This window comes from Streptomyces sp. NPDC058157, assembly GCF_042884105.1.
Lineage (GTDB): Bacteria > Actinomycetota > Actinomycetes > Streptomycetales > Streptomycetaceae > Streptomyces.
Genome location: NZ_JBHVUQ010000116.1, coordinates 7,006 through 24,069 on the forward strand (window position 1 = coordinate 7,006; position 17,064 = coordinate 24,069).

Annotated in this window: 13 protein-coding genes; 9 read left to right on the top strand and 4 right to left on the bottom strand. The window is 71.0% G+C overall.

The window, feature by feature from the left end; all coding sequences use genetic code 11:
• Positions 1 to 75: 75 nt before the first annotated feature.
• Positions 76 to 309: a DUF397 domain-containing protein gene (locus ACFVXK_RS25525; protein ID WP_007266914.1), complete on the bottom strand. Its 234-nt coding sequence runs from the start codon at positions 307 to 309 to the stop codon at positions 76 to 78.
• Positions 310 to 441: 132 nt separating this feature from the next.
• On the bottom strand, positions 442 to 4,395 hold the full coding sequence (gene eccCa / locus ACFVXK_RS25530) for a type VII secretion protein EccCa (RefSeq protein WP_389615396.1): 3,954 nt from the start codon (positions 4,393 to 4,395) through the stop codon (positions 442 to 444).
• Between the two features lie 221 nt (positions 4,396 to 4,616).
• Here eccCa and eccD point away from each other — a divergent pair, with 221 nt between their 5' ends.
• The 6 genes from eccD to ACFVXK_RS25560 all read left to right on the top strand — a co-directional run bounded on the left by eccD (position 4,617) and on the right by ACFVXK_RS25560 (position 11,744).
• Positions 4,617 to 6,122 (top strand): type VII secretion integral membrane protein EccD, encoded by a 1,506-nt coding sequence (gene eccD / locus ACFVXK_RS25535; RefSeq protein WP_389615398.1) that lies wholly within the window; start codon positions 4,617 to 4,619, stop codon positions 6,120 to 6,122.
• 172 nt (positions 6,123 to 6,294) lie between these two features.
• On the top strand, positions 6,295 to 6,582 hold the full coding sequence (gene rpsO, locus ACFVXK_RS25540) for a 30S ribosomal protein S15 (RefSeq protein ID WP_007266917.1): 288 nt from the start codon (positions 6,295 to 6,297) through the stop codon (positions 6,580 to 6,582).
• Positions 6,583 to 6,902: 320 nt separating this feature from the next.
• The gene (locus tag ACFVXK_RS25545) at positions 6,903 to 9,122 is read left to right on the top strand and encodes a polyribonucleotide nucleotidyltransferase (RefSeq protein ID WP_389615414.1); all 2,220 of its coding nucleotides are present in this window, start codon (positions 6,903 to 6,905) and stop codon (positions 9,120 to 9,122) included.
• On the top strand, positions 9,119 to 10,498 hold the full coding sequence (locus ACFVXK_RS25550; RefSeq protein ID WP_389615400.1) for a M16 family metallopeptidase: 1,380 nt from the start codon (positions 9,119 to 9,121) through the stop codon (positions 10,496 to 10,498). The genes ACFVXK_RS25545 and ACFVXK_RS25550 overlap by 4 nt, the downstream gene beginning before the upstream one ends.
• A 25-nt stretch (positions 10,499 to 10,523) precedes the next feature.
• Positions 10,524 to 11,276, top strand: coding sequence for a 4-hydroxy-tetrahydrodipicolinate reductase (gene dapB / locus ACFVXK_RS25555; RefSeq protein ID WP_389615402.1), 753 nt, complete (start codon positions 10,524 to 10,526; stop codon positions 11,274 to 11,276).
• Positions 11,277 to 11,291: 15 nt separating this feature from the next.
• Complete coding sequence (locus ACFVXK_RS25560; protein ID WP_389615404.1) at positions 11,292 to 11,744, top strand: hypothetical protein; 453 nt, start codon at positions 11,292 to 11,294, stop codon at positions 11,742 to 11,744.
• A gap of 87 nt (positions 11,745 to 11,831) precedes the next feature.
• On the opposite strand, the gene ACFVXK_RS25565 is transcribed toward ACFVXK_RS25560, so the two are convergent.
• Together ACFVXK_RS25565 and ACFVXK_RS25570 are read right to left on the bottom strand one after the other, a co-directional pair.
• The gene (locus tag ACFVXK_RS25565) at positions 11,832 to 12,389 is read right to left on the bottom strand and encodes a PH domain-containing protein (protein WP_389615406.1); all 558 of its coding nucleotides are present in this window, start codon (positions 12,387 to 12,389) and stop codon (positions 11,832 to 11,834) included.
• Positions 12,390 to 12,436: 47 nt separating this feature from the next.
• The gene (locus ACFVXK_RS25570; protein WP_389615408.1) at positions 12,437 to 12,679 is read right to left on the bottom strand and encodes a hypothetical protein; all 243 of its coding nucleotides are present in this window, start codon (positions 12,677 to 12,679) and stop codon (positions 12,437 to 12,439) included.
• Between the two features lie 215 nt (positions 12,680 to 12,894).
• Here ACFVXK_RS25570 and thyX point away from each other — a divergent pair, with 215 nt between their 5' ends.
• The 3 genes from thyX (at position 12,895) to ACFVXK_RS25585 (ending at position 16,576) form a co-directional block, all read left to right on the top strand.
• Positions 12,895 to 13,635, top strand: coding sequence for an FAD-dependent thymidylate synthase (gene thyX / locus ACFVXK_RS25575; RefSeq protein WP_365155644.1), 741 nt, complete (start codon positions 12,895 to 12,897; stop codon positions 13,633 to 13,635).
• A gap of 242 nt (positions 13,636 to 13,877) precedes the next feature.
• Positions 13,878 to 14,777 carry a 4-hydroxy-tetrahydrodipicolinate synthase gene (dapA, locus tag ACFVXK_RS25580; RefSeq protein WP_389615410.1) on the top strand — a complete coding sequence of 300 codons (900 nt, stop codon included), beginning with the start codon at positions 13,878 to 13,880 and terminating at the stop codon, positions 14,775 to 14,777.
• Positions 14,778 to 14,890: 113 nt separating this feature from the next.
• Positions 14,891 to 16,576 (top strand): ribonuclease J, encoded by a 1,686-nt coding sequence (locus ACFVXK_RS25585; RefSeq protein ID WP_389615412.1) that lies wholly within the window; start codon positions 14,891 to 14,893, stop codon positions 16,574 to 16,576.
• Positions 16,577 to 17,064 lie beyond the last annotated feature (488 nt).

The following is a 17,064-nucleotide window of genomic DNA, read 5'->3' on the forward strand; positions in this document are numbered from 1 at the left end:
ACACCGCAAAGGTCATACTACTGGGGGGCGCGCCCTCTCGGGGCGGGCCCCCTCTCCGTACGGTTCCCACACCCCTCAGGTGAGGTCGAACTCCCCGTCCCGGGCCCCGAGGACGAACGCCTCCCACTCGGCCGCCGTGTACCGCAGCACCGTGTCACGGTCCAGGGACGACCGCATCGCCACCGCGCCCTCGGGCAGCTTGGCGATCTCGACCCGCTCCTCGTCCGGGCTGGTCCCGGGCGGCCCCTGCCACTCGACGTCGCTGATGTCGAGCGCGTACAGCTCGTCCTTCTCCTGCTGGGTGCCCATGATGCGGCCCTTCCCGTCGGTCGTGCGGTCCTGCTCGGTCTTCGCAGCCGATTATCGGTGAGGGCCCGCCGCCCGGGGCCGTTTCCGCCGGAAACGAAACCCCGGCCTCCGGCCGCCGTCCCGCAGCACCCCCTACAACCCCGGCATCCGCCCCAGCTGCACCAGAGACGTGCCGCGCCGCCGGGAGACGTAGTAGCCCCGCCCCGGAGGCATCGGGCGCGGGCGGACCGAACCGAGCAGGTCGCCCTCGGACGGATCGCCCGACAGCACCACGCCCTGAGCCCCCAGCTCCTTGATCCGCTGCATGAACGGCTCGTACATGGCCCGCGAGGCCCCCGCCGAGTTCCGCGCGATGATGAACCGCACCCCGGTGTCCCGGGCGAACGGCAGGAACTCCACCAGCGGCGCCAGCGGATTGCCCTGGCTCGTGGCCACCAGGTCGTAGTCGTCGATCACGATGAACACGTTCGGGCCGGTCCACCAGCTGCGGTCCCGCAGCTGCTGCGGGGTGACGTCGGTGGGCGGCTGGCGGCGCGAGAACACCCCGGCCAGCGCCTCCATGTGCGTCTGCAGGGAATTCGGCATCGGCGCGTACTCCAGCAGGTGCTCCTCCGGCAGCGCCCCCAGCAGCCCGCGCCGGTAGTCGCCGACCACCAGCTTGGCCTGCTCCGGCGGATACCGTTCGGCGATCTGCCGGGCGATCAGCCGCAGCAGGTTCGTCTTGCCGGACTCGCTCTCGCCGAACACCAGGAAGAAGGGGTCCGCGTCGAAGTCGACGAACACCGGCTCCAGCGCCGTCTCGTCGATGCCGACCGCGATCCCGCGCTCCGGGAACTCGCCGCCCTTGGGCAGCTGGTCGGCGTGCAGCAGCCGCGGCAGCAGCCGGACGCCCGGAGCCGCCGGACCCTGCCAGCCGGCCCGAACCGCCGCCACGAACTCCGCCGTTCCCTCCGAGAGGCTCTCGGCCTCGTGCGAGCCGTCGGTGCGCGGCAGCGCCCCCAGGAAGTGCAGCTTCTCCGGCACCTGGCCGCGCCCCGGCATGCCCGTCGGCACGTTCGCGGCCACCCGGCGGTCGAACTCGGAGTCCATGACGTCACCGAGCCGCAGCTCCAGCCGCCCCAGCATCTGGTCCTTCAGCGCGGCCCGCACCTCCATGTACCGGGCCGCCGTCACCACCACGTGCACGCCGTAGCCCAGACCCCGCGAGGCGATGTCGGTGACCACCTGCTCCAGGCCCTCGTACTCGCCGCGGAAACCGCCCCAGCCGTCGACGACCAGGAACACGTCGCCCCACGCCTCACCCGGCAGCTCGCCCGCCGCCCGCCGGCGCCGGTACGTGGCGATGGAGTCGATCCCGTTCGCCCGGAAGAACTCCTCCCGGCGGTTCAGGATCCCCACCACCTCCGCGACCGTACGCCGCACCCGCTCCGGATCCAGCCGCGAGGCGATCCCGCCCACGTGCGGCAGCTCCGCCACCGCCGACATGCCGCCACCGCCGAAGTCCAGCCCGTAGAACTGCACCTCGCGCGGGGTGTGCGTGAGCGCGAACGCCGAGATCAGCGTCCGCATCAGCGTCGACTTGCCCGACTGCGGGCCACCGACCACCAGCATGTGGCCCGCCGCCCCCGAGAAGTCCCGGTAGAGCACCTCGCGCCGCTGCTCGAAGGGCTTGTCGATCAGCCCGAGCGGCACCACCAGCCCGCCCGGCCGCGTGTACCCCTCGGCGTGCAGCCCGCGCTCCGCCGACGGGGCCAGCGCAGGCAGCAGCTGGTCCAGCGAGGGCGCCCGGTCCAGCGGCGGCAGCCACACCTGGTGCGCCGGCACCCCCTGCCCCTCCAGCCGCCCCACGATCACGTCGAGCACCGTGTCCGCGAGCGCGTCGTCCTCCCGCTCCGGCCGCACCGCCAGGTGCGCCGGGTCCGGGGCCGCGTACACGACCGGCACCGGAGCCGCCGTGAACAGCACCGGCCGCCGCTCCACCGGGAACGGTCCCACCGACAGCTCCCGCCCGCCCGAACGGTAGACGCCCGAGACGTACGCCGCCTTGAACCGCGTCATCTCGTCCGTACCGAACTTCAGGTAGCCCGACCCGGGCACCGACGGCAGGTGGTACGCGTCCGGCACCCCGATCGCCGTCCGCGACTCCGCCGCCGAGAAGGTCCGCAGACCGATCCGGTACGACAGGTACGTGTCCAGGCCGCGCAGCTTGCCCTCCTCCAGCCGCTGCGAGGCCAGCAGCAGGTGCACGCCCAGCGAACGGCCGATCCGGCCGATCTGGATGAACATGTCGATGAAGTCGGGCTTCGCCGTCAACAGCTCGCTGAACTCGTCGATCACCAGCACCAGCGAGGCCAGCGGCTCCAGCGCCGCGCCCGCCGCGCGCGCCTTCTCGTAGTCGTGGATGTTCGCGTAGTTGCCCGCCGCGCGCAGCAGCTCCTGCCTGCGCTGGAGCTCGCCGCGGATCGAGTCGCCCATCCGGTCGACCAGCGTCAGGTCGTCCGCCAGGTTGGTGATCACCGCCGCGACGTGCGGCATCTGCCCCATGCCCGTGAACGTGGCACCGCCCTTGAAGTCCGCGAGGACGAAGTTCAGCGTCTCCGAGGTGTGGGTCACCGCCAGCCCCAGCACCAGCGTGCGCAGCAGCTCCGACTTGCCCGAACCCGTCGCGCCCACGCACAGCCCGTGCGGGCCCATGCCCTCCTGCGCGGCCTCCTTCAGGTCCAGCATCACCGGCGCGCCGTCCTCGCCCACCCCGATCGGCACCCGCAGCCGCTCACCGGCCGACCGCGGCCGCCAGGTGCGGGACACGTCCACCGAGGCCGCGTCGCCCAGGTTCAGCAGGTCGGTGAAGTCCAGGTTCGCCAGCAGCGGCTCGTCGTCGTCCCCGCCGCCCGTGCGCAACGGCGCCAGCTGCCGGGCCAGCGCCTCGGCCGCCGGCAGCGACAGGGTGTCCGGCACCCCCTCGTACGCGACCCCCGCGCCCGACTCCAGCCGCAGCCGGCCCGGCCGCACCACGACCGACAGCCCGCCGCGCGGCTCGTCGAGCTCGCCCGCGACCACCTCGACGACGGTCACGCCCTGCAGCCCCTCGGCCGCCGCGAACACCGAGTCCGGCGGCACCATCCCGCCGTCGAGGACCACCACCAGGTGCGGCTGGTCCAGCACCGGCGACACGTCCCGGCTGAACCGCGGCCGCCCGTCCAGCCGGGGCCCCAGCAGCCCCTCCAGCTCCCCGAGGTCATCGCTGAACAGCCGCTTCGAGCCGGCCCCGTCCACCTGCCCGGGCACCTGCGTGTGCGGCAGCCACTTCACCCAGTCCCACGTCGCCACCGCACCCGGCGCGGCCACCACGCCGACCACCAGGTCCTCGGGGGAGTGCAGCGTCGCCAGCTGCGCCACCATCGCCCGCGCGGCCCCGCGCGCCGACTCCGCCTCCCCGGACACCGTCACGTGGTAGAACGCCCGCATCGAGACCGCCACCGGCAGCCCGTCCAGCGAGGAGTGCACCTTCAGGAAGCGCTGCATCGCCCCCGCCGTCAGCGGCTCCAGCTCGTCCACCGGCGCCGTGTCCGGAGCCACCAGCGGCGTCGCCAGCCCCTGCGCGCCCAGCCCCAGCCGGGCCTGCCCGAAGTCCGCGTCACCGACCCGCCGCTCCCACAGCCGCGACCCCTCGGCCACCACCGACCACAACTGCTCGGGGGCCGGGTGCAGGTACAGCTGCGCGTCCCGCTGCGCCCGCGCCGTCCTGCGCACCTGACGGCGCGTCTGCGCCAGGTACTTGAGGTAGTCCCGCCGCACGTCGGCCATTTGCCCCTGCGTACCGCGCCGGTGGCGCACCAGCTGGGCTATGACCATGCCCACCGTGGACACCAGCATCAGCACGCCCATGATCCGCATGAACGGCGCCGCACCCGGCATGAAGAAGAACACGACCGACGAACCCATGCCCAGCATCGGCAGGAGCTGCATCAGCAGACCCTCCTGCTGTCCCCGCGGAAGCTCCGGCGGGGACTCCAGCCGCAGCTCCTCCGAAGGGACTTCGGGCGGCAGCGACCGGGGCGGGCGCTTGACGACGATCTGGCTCACCGGAGCATCAATCCCTCGAAAGCGGACGGGACGCCGCGACCGCCGCCCCCAACTCCCGGGACCCGCAGGGGACTACCGCACCCCGCGCCCGGGCGCGAACCGTGATCCTACTTGCCGACGGCCGCACCCCCTCCGGGTAGGGTGGCGCGCGCACCACGCGCATCCACCCATGCGCATCCGCGAATCGGCCGCCCCGTGGCGGCAACAGGGGGGTCACACAGGTGAGTACGGCCGAGGCGACCGGATTCTGCAGGGTCACCGTCGTGGCCCCGGACAGCCGTATCGACGTCGCCCTCCCCGAGGACATCGCCGTCGCCGACGTCTACCCGGAGCTGCTGCGGCTCACCGGCCAGACCCAGCCCGCCGGCGCCCCCACCGGCTTCCACCTCGTACGCCGCTCCGGCGTCGTCCTCGACGGGGCCCGCACCCTCGCCGCCCAGCAGGTCCTCGACGGCGAGGTGCTCAGCCTGCGCCCCTTCGCCGAGTCCCTGCCGCCGGCCGTGTTCGACGACGTCTCCGACGCCGTCGCCTCCGCCGTCGTCCGCGACCGGCACCGCTGGAGCGACGACCTGCTCCGCGGCGCGGGCCTGGCCGGCGCCGCCGTGCTGCTCGTCCTCCTCGGCTTCGTCCTCTGGTACGCCGACCCCCTGCGCCACGACATGCACGGCCTGCCCGGGATCATCGCCGGATCCGCCGGCGTCCTGCTCACCGCCGCCGCCGCGGTGCGCGCCCGCGTCTACCGCGACCGGGGCTCCGCCGTCGCCCTCGGCCTCGGCGCGCTCCCGCACCTGCTGATCGCCGGCTCCGGCATCGTCGCCGCCGGCCCCGGCCAGGGCCCCGGCCGACTGCAGTTCCTGCTCGGCTGCGGCTGCGTCCTCGTCGCCTCCGTCGCCCTGACCGCCCTCACCCCGAACGGCGACGCCCCCTTCGTCGCGGCCACGTTCCTCGCCGCCACCGGCACCCTCGCCACCTTCGCGGCCATCGCCACCGGCGCCTCCGCCACCGCCACCGCCGCGGTCTGCGCCCCCGTCGCCATCGGCCTCGTCGCCTTCCTGCCCGGCCTCTCCGCCCGCTTCGCCCGCCTGCCCATCGGCTACGCCGCCCCGCAGAGCGCCGCCCCCGGCTACGAGACCCCGGACGGCCACGACACCGACCCGTACGGTGACCAGCCCGGCGACGGCCGCACCGACCAGGGCGAACCGATCGACGCCGAGGCCGTCGCCGCCCAGGCGCGCCGCGGCCACGAGATGCTCCTCGGCCTGGTCGCGGGCTGCGCCGCCGTCACCGTCGGCTCCGCCGCCGTCCTCGGCTTCTCCGACGACACCTGGGGCCGCCTCCTGGCGCTGGCCTCCGGACTGGCCGTCCTGCTGCGCGCCCGCCTCTTCCGCTACACCTCCCAGGTGGCCTGCACCCTGGTCGCCGGCCTCGCCGCCGTCGGGCTGCTCGTCCTGGGCCTGGCCCTGCACCCGCCCGGCGACCTGATGACCGAATTCACCCGCTACCACGACCGCGGCGGCCTGGACCTCCGTACGATCTGGCTCTCCGCCGCCGTCGCCGCCGGAGCGTCCCTCCTCGCCGGAATCGCGCTTGTCATCCCCCGCAAGGGCCTGTCACCCTTCTGGGGGAGGCTGCTCGACCTCACCGAGGCCGCGGTCCTGCTCAGCCTGGTGCCGCTGGCCCTGGCCGTCCTCGACGTGTACGGCCGAGCCCGTTCTCTCACCAGCTGAGACGTCCACGTCCCGGCAGCCTGGTACGCTGTGTGACGGCCGTTTGTGTACGCGCCCCCGGAATCCTCTGGAGGCTGCGCTCAGCGGACCCCGCCTCCCGAGTCACGGAAGCTCCCCAGAGAATTCGACCTGGGGCACTCGGTGGCCACGAAGACCCATACGAGGAGTAAGCGTGCCGCTCGACGCCGCTACGAAGAAGCAGATCATCGCCGAATTCGGTGCCAAGGAGGGCGACACCGGCTCTCCCGAGGTCCAGGTCGCGATGCTGTCCCGCCGCATCTCGGACCTGACCGAGCACCTCAAGACCCACAAGCACGACCACCACTCCCGTCGTGGTCTGCTGATCCTGGTCGGCCAGCGCCGCCGCCTGCTGCAGTACCTGGCCAAGAAGGACATCCAGCGCTTCCGTACGCTGGTCGAGCGCCTCGGCATCCGCCGCGGTGCGGCCGGCGCCAAGTAAGCACACTGTGAAGGGAGCGGTTCCCACACCGATGGGGCCGCTCCCTTTGCCGTACGTGCGCGAGGTACCCCACGCTTTGTAGGCTGGGACACAGCGCACAACTGAAGAGGAGGAGCGCCCTCCCTACGCCGCCGGTCCTCGGTAGTGGCATCCGGAAAGCCCCCACGGAAGGGGCTGAGAGCCGGGTGCTTCGATCGAAGACCGGCCCGCACGCCAGGAGCGCTTCTCCGCAACCGTCCCCCACCACACGGGTGGCCGGGGCGGACGTCCTCCACCACACGGGTGGCGGACGGAAGACGACGAAAATGGAGAAAACGCTAGTGGAGAACGAGACCCACTACGCCGAGGCCGTCATCGACAACGGCTCCTTCGGCACCCGCACCATCCGCTTCGAGACGGGCCGCCTGGCCCGCCAGGCCGCCGGCTCCGCCGTCGCCTACCTGGACGACGACACGATGGTGCTCTCCGCGACCACCGCGTCGAAGAAGCCCAAGGACCAGCTCGACTTCTTCCCCCTGACGGTCGACGTCGAGGAGCGGCAGTACGCCGCGGGCAAGATCCCCGGCTCCTTCTTCCGCCGCGAGGGCCGCCCCTCCGAGGACGCGATCCTCACCTGCCGCCTGATCGACCGCCCGCTGCGCCCCTCCTTCAAGAAGGGCCTGCGCAACGAGATCCAGGTCGTCGCCACCGTCATGGCGCTCAACCCCGACCACCTGTACGACGTCATCGCGATCAACGCCGCGTCCGCGTCCACGCAGCTGGCCGGCCTGCCCTTCTCCGGCCCGATCGGCGGCGTCCGCGTCGCGCTGATCCGCGGCCAGTGGGTGGCCTTCCCGACGCACACCGAGCTCGAGGACGCCGTCTTCGACATGGTCGTCGCGGGCCGCGCCCTGGAGGACGGCGACGTCGCGATCATGATGGTCGAGGCCGAGGCCACCGAGCAGACCATCGCCCTGGTCAAGGGCGGCGCCGAGGCGCCGACCGAGGAGATCGTGGCCGCCGGCCTCGAGGCCGCGAAGCCCTTCATCAAGGTCCTGTGCAAGGCCCAGGCCGACCTGGCCGCCAAGGCCGCCAAGCCCGAGGGCGAGTTCCCGGTCTTCCTCGACTACGAGCAGGACGTCTACGCCGCCCTGGAGCAGGCCGTCCGCGGCGAGCTGGCCCAGGCGCTCACCATCGCGGGCAAGCAGGACCGCGAGGCCGAGCTGGACCGCGTCAAGGACATCGCCGCCGAGAAGCTCCTCCCGGCCTTCGAGGGTCGCGAGAAGGAGATCTCCGCCGCCTACCGCAGCCTGACCAAGGCCCTGGTGCGCGAGCGCGTCATCAAGGACAAGGTCCGCATCGACGGCCGTGGCCTGACCGACATCCGCACCCTGGCCGCCGAGGTCGAGGCCATCCCGCGCGTGCACGGCTCGGCGCTGTTCGAGCGTGGCGAGACCCAGATCCTGGGCGTCACCACCCTCAACATGCTCCGCATGGAGCAGCAGCTGGACACCCTCTCCCCGGTGACCCGCAAGCGCTACATGCACAACTACAACTTCCCGCCGTACTCCGTCGGCGAGACCGGCCGCGTCGGCTCCCCGAAGCGCCGCGAGATCGGCCACGGCGCGCTCGCCGAGCGCGCGATCGTGCCGGTCCTGCCGACCCGCGAGGAGTTCCCCTACGCGATCCGCCAGGTGTCCGAGGCCCTCGGCTCCAACGGTTCGACGTCCATGGGCTCGGTCTGCGCCTCCACCATGTCGCTGCTGAACGCCGGTGTGCCCCTCAAGGCCCCCGTCGCCGGTATCGCCATGGGCCTGATCTCCCAGGAGATCGACGGCAAGACCCACTACGTCGCCCTCACCGACATCCTCGGTGCGGAGGACGCGTTCGGCGACATGGACTTCAAGGTCGCCGGCACCAAGGAGTTCGTCACCGCGCTCCAGCTCGACACCAAGCTCGACGGCATCCCGGCCTCCGTCCTGGCCGCGGCCCTCACCCAGGCCCGCGACGCCCGCCTCCACATCCTCGACGTGATGATGGAAGCGATCGACACGCCGGACGAGATGTCCCCGAACGCCCCGCGGATCATCACCGTCAAGATCCCGGTGGACAAGATCGGTGAGGTCATCGGCCCCAAGGGCAAGATGATCAACCAGATCCAGGAGGACACCGGCGCCGAGATCACGATCGAGGACGACGGCACCATCTACATCGGTGCCGCCGACGGCCCGGCCGCCGAGGCCGCCCGCTCCACGATCAACGCGATCGCCAACCCGACCATGCCGGAGGTCGGCGAGCGGTACCTGGGTACGGTCGTCAAGACCACCACCTTCGGTGCCTTCGTCTCCCTCATGCCCGGCAAGGACGGCCTGCTGCACATCTCGCAGATCCGCAAGCTCGCCGGTGGCAAGCGCGTGGAGAACGTCGAGGACGTGCTCGCGGTCGGCACCAAGGTGCAGGTCGAGATCGCCGAGATCGACCAGCGCGGCAAGCTCTCCCTGGTCCCCGTGATCGAGGGCGAGGACGCCGCCGAGGCTGACAAGGACGACTCCGACAAGTGACGTCGCGTAGTTCCCGTGTGACGGCCCGCCCCTCTTCGGAGGGGCGGGCCGTCGCCCGTACCCAAACCCTCCTCAAGGGCGAGAACGGCATCGGCACCGTCCGCCGCACCGTCCTGCCCGGCGGACTGCGCGTCGTCACCGAGACGCTGCCGTCCGTGCGCTCCGCCACCTTCGGCATCTGGGCGAACGTCGGCTCCCGCGACGAGACGCCCGCCCTGAACGGCGCCACCCACTACCTGGAGCACCTCCTCTTCAAGGGCACCGCCAAGCGCACCGCCCTCGACATCTCCTCCGCGATCGACGCGGTCGGCGGCGAGATGAACGCCTTCACGGCGAAGGAGTACACCTGCTACTACGCCCGGGTGCTCGACACCGACCTGCCGCTGGCCATCGACGTGGTCTGCGACATGCTCACCGGCTCGCTGATCCGCGAGGAGGACGTCGACGCCGAGCGCGGCGTCATCCTCGAAGAGATCGCGATGACCGAGGACGACCCGGGCGACATGGTCCACGACCTCTTCGCCCAGACCATGTACGGGGACTCGCCGCTCGGCCGCCCCGTCCTCGGCACCGTCGACACGATCAACGCCCTCGGCGCCGACCGGATCCGCCGCTTCTGGAAGAAGCACTACGACCCCACCCGCCTGGTCGTCGCCGCCGCCGGCAACGTCGACCACGCCAAGGTCGTCCGCCAGGTCCGCGCCGCCTTCGAGAAGGCCGGCGCCCTGCGCGACACCGGCGCGATCCCCCTCGGCCCCCGCACCGGCACCAAGCGGATCCGCACCGCGGGCCGCGTCGACCTGGTGAACCGCAAGACCGAGCAGGCCCACGTGGTCCTCGGCATGCCGGGCCTCGCCCGCACCGACGACCGCCGCTGGGCCCTCGGCGTGCTGAACACCGCCCTCGGCGGCGGCATGTCCTCCCGGCTGTTCCAGGAGGTCCGCGAGAAGCGCGGCCTGGCCTACAGCGTGTACTCGTACACCTCCGGCTTCGCCGACACCGGCCTCTTCGGGGTCTACGCAGGCTGCCGGCCCAGCCAGGTCCACGACGTCCTGCGGATCTGCCGCGACGAGCTCGACAAGGTCGCCTCCGAAGGACTCACCGACGAGGAGATCCGGCGCGCGGTCGGCCAGCTCTCCGGCTCCACCGTCCTCGGCCTGGAGGACACCGGCGCGATCATGAACCGCATCGGCAAGAGCGAGCTGTGCTGGGGCGACCAGATGTCGGTCGACGACATGCTGGCCCGCATTTCCGAGGTGACCCCGGACGACGTCCGCGAAGTCGCCCGGGATGTACTGGCACAGCGGCCCTCGCTCGCGGTGGTCGGCCCGCTCAAGGAGAAGCAGGCGGCCCGCCTGGACGAAGCGGTCGCCTAGCCCGTACGGAGTGAAGGAAACAAGCATGAGCAAGCTGCGCGTGGCAGTCCTCGGCGCCAAGGGCCGCATCGGCTCCGAGGCCGTCAAGGCCGTCGAGGCCGCCGCCGACATGGAGCTGGTGGCGGCCCTCGGCCGGGGCGACAAGCTGGAGGCCCTGGCCGACGCCGGGGCCCAGGTCGCCGTCGAGCTGACCACCCCCGACTCGGTGATGGACAACCTCGACTACCTCGTCGGCCACGGCATCCACGCCGTGGTCGGCACCACCGGCTGGAACGAGGACCGCCTCGGCCGGCTGAACACCTGGCTGGCCGGCTCCCCGGAGACCGGGGTGCTCATCGCCCCGAACTTCTCCATCGGCGCCGTCCTCACCATGAAGTTCGCCGCCCAGGCCGCCCGTTACTTCGAGTCCGTCGAGGTCGTCGAGCTCCACCACCCCCACAAGGTCGACGCCCCCTCGGGCACCGCGACCCGCACCGCCCAGCTCATCGCGGCCGCCCGCGCCGAGGCCGGCCTCGGTGCGCAGCCCGACGCCACCGCCACGGCCCTCGACGGGGCCCGCGGCGCGGACGTCGACGGCGTCCCGGTGCACGCCATCCGCCTGCGCGGCCTCCTGGCCCACCAGGAGGTGCTCCTCGGCGGCGAGGGCGAGACCCTGACCATCCGTCACGACTCCCTGCACCACAGCAGCTTCATGCCGGGCATCCTGCTCGGCGTGCGCCGCGTGACGCAGACCCCGGGCCTCACCTTCGGCCTGGAAAACTTCCTCGACCTCGGCTGATGAGGCAGTAGCACCATGCGCGCGAAGATCACCTACTTCATCACGGCCGCCGTCCTGGTCGTCTACTTCGTCCTGGTCGGCAGCCGCGGGCTGATGCTGATCCGGCAGGGAACCTGGCTCACCGTCACCTTCGGCGCGGCCGTGCTGATCCTGCCGGTCATCGGCATCTGGTTCCTCTGGATGAACACCCGCTTCGTCACCCGCGCCAACCAGCTCGCCGCCGAACTGGAGGCCGAGGGCGGCCTGCCCGTCGACGAACTGGAGCGGGACCAGTACGGCCGGATCCGGCGGGACTCCGCCGACGAGGTCTTCGCGCGCCGCAAGGCCGAGACCGAGGACGCGCCGGGGGACTGGCGCACCTGGTTCCGCCTCGCCGTCGCCTACCACGACGCCCGCGACACCCCGCGGGCCCGCAAGGCCATGCAACGGGCCATCGCCCTGCACCAGGCGGCGCACGCCGGCGCCTGACCGCCGCCCGGCAGGGCCGGCACGGCACGAACGAAGGGCCCGTACGGGACGATCCCCGTACGGGCCCTCGTGCGTCCTCGCGGACCGTCAGGCGGGCACAGCGGCCCGGTACTCCTCGGCCCACGCCTCCACCAGGACGGCGGCCCGGTCGAAGGCCTCACCGCGCGACAGGAAGTCGGCGCTGTGGTCGGTCAGCAGCACCGGAAGCTCCGCGCCGCCCCGGCCGGCCACCGTCAGCGCCTGCCCCTGCACGGTCCTCGGCAGCCCCAGCCAGCGCACCGGCTGCTGGACCTTCCTGACCTGCTCGACCTCGCTCCACGGGATCGAACGGGTCGTGAAGAACCCGACGTGGCGCAGCCCTCCGGGACTCACCCAGACACCCGCGCGCAGGATCCGCAGCGCCGAACCGATCACGGCGAGCGAGGCCGCTCCCGCGACGGCGGCACCGGCCCAGGTGCCCGCGAAGGCGATGATCACCGTGGCCAGCAGCATGAAGGCCGAGAGCAGCAGGAGCAGCGCCGCACCGGCGACCCGCCAGGGGCCGGGCCGGTAAGGCCTGCGCCAGCGCTCGGGATCCACATGCGGGAGCGCTTCGTCCTCGTCGGCGTCGAAGACGCCGTCGGCCGTCAGAAAGGGCAGGGGCACGGCTGGACCTCACTCACATGCACGTTCGTTGATCTGTGCCCGTGAGGCTACCGCCCTTCGGAGGCCTGCGACTGCTCCGCCTTGCCGGTCGCCTTGTAGGGCTGCAGGGCGGGCATGCCGAAGAGCAGGGACCCGACGAGCCCCGCCACCACGGTCAGTCCGACCAGACTACGGGCGGTGATCTGGGTCATGCTCAGACTCTCGCGCGGCGGCGGAGTGACATTGCTTCGGAAACGGTCGGCCTCGGCGACGAAGGCGAACGGGACGGGTTCGCGCCGGCGGCGAAACATGGGGCAACACTCCTCGGAGTAGGGGGCTGGTGCGTCTGTCGGGTAAGACGAACGAACGCACCGATCGGTGCCGGATTCCGGGACATCCGCCGAAATCCGTGGCGCCCCGTCAGCTGTCCGGGTGAGCCCGGCGCCCCCGTCGCCTGTCGGGAGGGCGGCGCCGATCGCCGTAGAGTGGGCGCGCCCCTCGAAAGACGCGTTCGGAAGGACCCCGTGTGAGCGAGACCGTCGCCCCCGACCTGAAACCCAGCTTCCGCAGTGACGTGACGGTGGAGCTGGTCAAGCACTCCGCCGCCGACAGCGACGTGCTGTGGGCCGCCCGTGTGTCGACGGCCGGCGAACAGTCCCTCGACGAGCTCCAGAAGGACCCGGAGCGCTCCAAGGGGCTCATCAACTACCTGATGCGCGACCGCCACGGCAGCCCCTTCGAGCACAACTCGATGACCTTCTTCATCAGCGCCCCGATCTTCGTGTTCCGCGAGTTCATGCGCCACCGCGTGGGCTGGTCCTACAACGAGGAGTCCGGCCGCTACAGGGAGCTCCAGCCGGTCTTCTACGTCCCCGACGCCGAGCGCAAGCTCGTCCAGGAGGGCCGTCCGGGCAAGTACGTCTTCGTCGAGGGCACCGAGGCGCAGCAGGAGCTGACCGGCCGGGTGATGGAGGACAGCTACCGCCAGGCCTACGAGGCGTACCAGGAGATGCTCGCGGCGGGCGTGGCGCGCGAGGTCGCCCGGGCGGTCCTGCCGGTCGGCCTGTTCTCGTCGATGTACGCCACCTGCAACGCGCGCTCGCTGATGCACTTCCTCGGCCTGCGCACCCAGCACGAGCTGGCGACGGTGCCGTCCTTCCCGCAGCGGGAGATCGAGATGGTCGGCGAGAAGATGGAGCAGCACTGGGCGAAGCTCATGCCGCTGACCTACGCGGCCTTCAACGGCAACGGTCGCGTTGCCCCGTAAGGACCGATGCACGCACGGCGTACGGATGTGCCAGGAGAAGTCCCAAGTGTCCGTATTGCGGCGTTTCGTAAAGTTCATCTAGGCTGATCAAACGGACCCGGCACTGCTTGAACCCCCGAGCAGGCAGTGCCGGGATCCAACAACCCGGACCCCCGGCCGCCGCCGGGGGACCACCACGACGGATCCCGGTTGACGTCCCCCGAGGGGACACCGCGAGCATGGCAGCGAGTAGCGTGTTACCCATGGCTCCGATCTCGACTCCGCAGACCCCCTTCGGGCGGGTCCTCACCGCCATGATCACGCCGTTTACGGCGGATGGCGCACTTGACCTCGACGGCGCGCAGCGTCTCGCCGTCCACCTGGTGGACGCAGGCAACGACGGTCTGATCATCAACGGCACCACCGGTGAGTCCCCCACGACCACCGACGCGGAGAAAAACGACCTCGTACGAGCCGTACTCGAAGCGGTCGGCGACCGCGCCCACGTCGTGGCCGGAATCGGCACCAACGACACCCGCCACACCCTCGAGCTGGCCCGACAGGCCGAGCGCACCGGCGCCCACGGCCTCCTCGCGGTCACGCCCTACTACAGCAAGCCGCCGCAGGAAGGCCTCTTCCAGCACTTCACGGCCATCGCGGACGCCACCGAGCTGCCGGTCATGCTCTACGACATCCCCGGCCGCAGCGGCGTCCCGATCAACACCGAGACCCTGGTCCGGCTCGCCGAGCACCCCCGCATCGTCGCCAACAAGGACGCCAAGGGCGACCTCGGCCGCGCCAGCTGGGCCATCGCACAGAGCGGCCTCGCCTGGTACTCCGGCGACGACATGCTGAACCTGCCGCTCCTGTCCGTCGGCGCCGTCGGCTTCGTCTCCGTCGTGGGCCACGTGGTCTCCCCGGACCTGCGCGCGATGCTCGAAGCGCACCTCGGCGGCGACGTGCAGAAGGCCACCGAGATCCACCAGAAGCTGCTCCCCGTCTTCACGGGCATGTTCCGCACCCAGGGCGTCATGACCACCAAGGCCGCCCTGAACCTCCAGGGGCTCCCCGCGGGCCCGCTGCGCCTCCCGCTGATCGGCCTGACCGACGAAGAGACGGCCCAGCTCAAGCTCGATCTCGCCGCCGGCGGGGTACAGCTCTGACAACGGACTTCACAACTGAATAAGCAGGACCGAAACAGACAAGAGCAAGTGCACGAATGACATGCGCGCCACGTGCCGGAGGGGTACGTGGCGCGCGTGGTGAAGGAGAACCTTTGAGCCATCCGCACCCTGAACTGGGCCCGCCGCCGAAGCTCCCCAAGGGCGGCCTGCGGGTCACCCCGCTGGGCGGTCTCGGCGAGATCGGCCGCAACATGACCGTCTTCGAGTTCGACGGTCGCCTCCTGATCGTCGACTGCGGCGTCCTCTTCCCCGAAGAGGAGCAGCCGGGCATCGACCTGATCCTTCCGGACTTCACGTCCATCCGGGACCGGCTCGACGACATCGAGGGCATCGTCCTCACCCACGGCCACGAAGACCACATCGGCGCCGTCCCGTACCTCCTCCGGGAGAAGCCGGACATCCCGCTGATCGGCTCCAAGCTGACCCTGGCCCTCATCGAGGCCAAGCTGCAGGAGCACCGCATCCGCCCCTACACCCTCGAGGTGAAGGAGGGGGAGCGCGAGAACCTCGGGCCCTTCGACTGCGAGTTCATCGCGGTCAACCACTCCATCCCGGACGCCCTGGCCGTCGCCATCCGCACGGACGCGGGTCTCGTCGTCGCCACCGGCGACTTCAAGATGGACCAGCTCCCGATGGACAACCGCCTCACCGACCTGCACGCCTTCGCGCGTCTGAGCGAGGAGGGCATCGACCTCCTCCTCTCGGACTCGACGAACGCCGAGGTCCCGGGCTTCGTCCCGCCGGAGCGCGACATCTCCAACGTCATCCGCGGAGTCTTCGCGGGTGCCCAGAAGCGGATCATCGTGGCGTCCTTCGCCAGCCACGTGCACCGCATCCAGCAGATCCTGGACGCCGCCCACGAGTACGGCCGCCGGGTCGCCTTCGTCGGCCGCTCCATGGTCCGCAACATGGGCATCGCCCGTGACCTGGGCTACCTCCGGGTCCCGGCCGGCCTCGTCGTCGACGTCAAGACCCTCGACGACCTGCCGGACGACGAGGTCGTGCTGGTCTGCACGGGTTCCCAGGGCGAGCCGATGGCGGCCCTGTCCCGCATGGCCAACCGCGACCACCAGATCCGGATCGTCCCCGGCGACACCGTGATCCTGGCGTCGTCCCTGATCCCGGGCAACGAGAACGCGGTCTACCGCGTGATCAACGGCCTGACCCGCTGGGGCGCGAACGTCGTCCACAAGGGCAACGCCAAGGTCCACGTCTCGGGCCACGCCTCGGCCGGCGAGCTGCTGTACTTCTACAACATCTGCAAGCCGAAGAACCTGATGCCGGTCCACGGCGAGTGGCGCCACCTGCGCGCCAACGCCGAGCTCGGTGCCATGACGGGCGTTCCGAAGGACCGCATCGTCATCGCCGAGGACGGCGTGGTCGTCGACCTGATCGACGGCAAGGCCCGCATCGCCGGCAAGGTCCAGGCCGGCTACGTGTACGTGGACGGCCTCTCGGTCGGCGACGTCACCGAAGCCTCCCTGAAGGACCGCCGCATCCTGGGCGACGAGGGCATCGTCTCGGTCTTCGTCGTGGTGGACAGCACCACCGGCAAGGTCGTCAGCGGCCCGACCATCCAGGCCCGCGGCTCCGGCATCGAGGACTCCGCCTTCACGGCGATCGTCCCGAAGATCGAGGAGGCCATCGCCCGCGCCGCGGCCGACGGCGTGGCCGAGCCGCACCAGATCCAGCAGCTCATCCGCCGCACGGTGGGCAAGTGGGTCTCGGACGGCTACCGCCGCCGCCCGATGATCCTCCCGGTCGTCGTCGAGGTCTGATCCGGACCCGCCGACGGCGACTCACCGGAGCGGGGCCCCTGGATTTGCATCCGGGGGCCCCGCTCCAGTAAGTTGACGACTCCACCCCGCACGGAACGGCGCACACACGTGTGCCTGGACCGGTGTCCCGGGGAGGATGGGAATCCAGACCGGGGAAACCTGATAAAGTCTGTCCCACCCGAAAGGGAAAGGCCCCCCGAAGGCCATCGGAATTCGAATCCGGACCGGAAACGGAACGGAAAAGAATCTGATAGAGTCGGAACCGCCGGAAAGGGAAAGCGCGAAAGCGAAGGACCTGGAAAGCGAGCGAGAAAGACTCTGATAGAGTCTGAATCGCAAGAACGAAAGCCCGGAGGAAAGCCCGAGAGGGTCAGTACGAAGGAAGCGTCCGTACCTTGAGAACTCAACAGCGTGCCAAAAATCAACGCCAGAAGTTGATACCCCGTCCACTTCGGTGGATGAGGTTCCTTTGAAAAAGACCTGTCGGG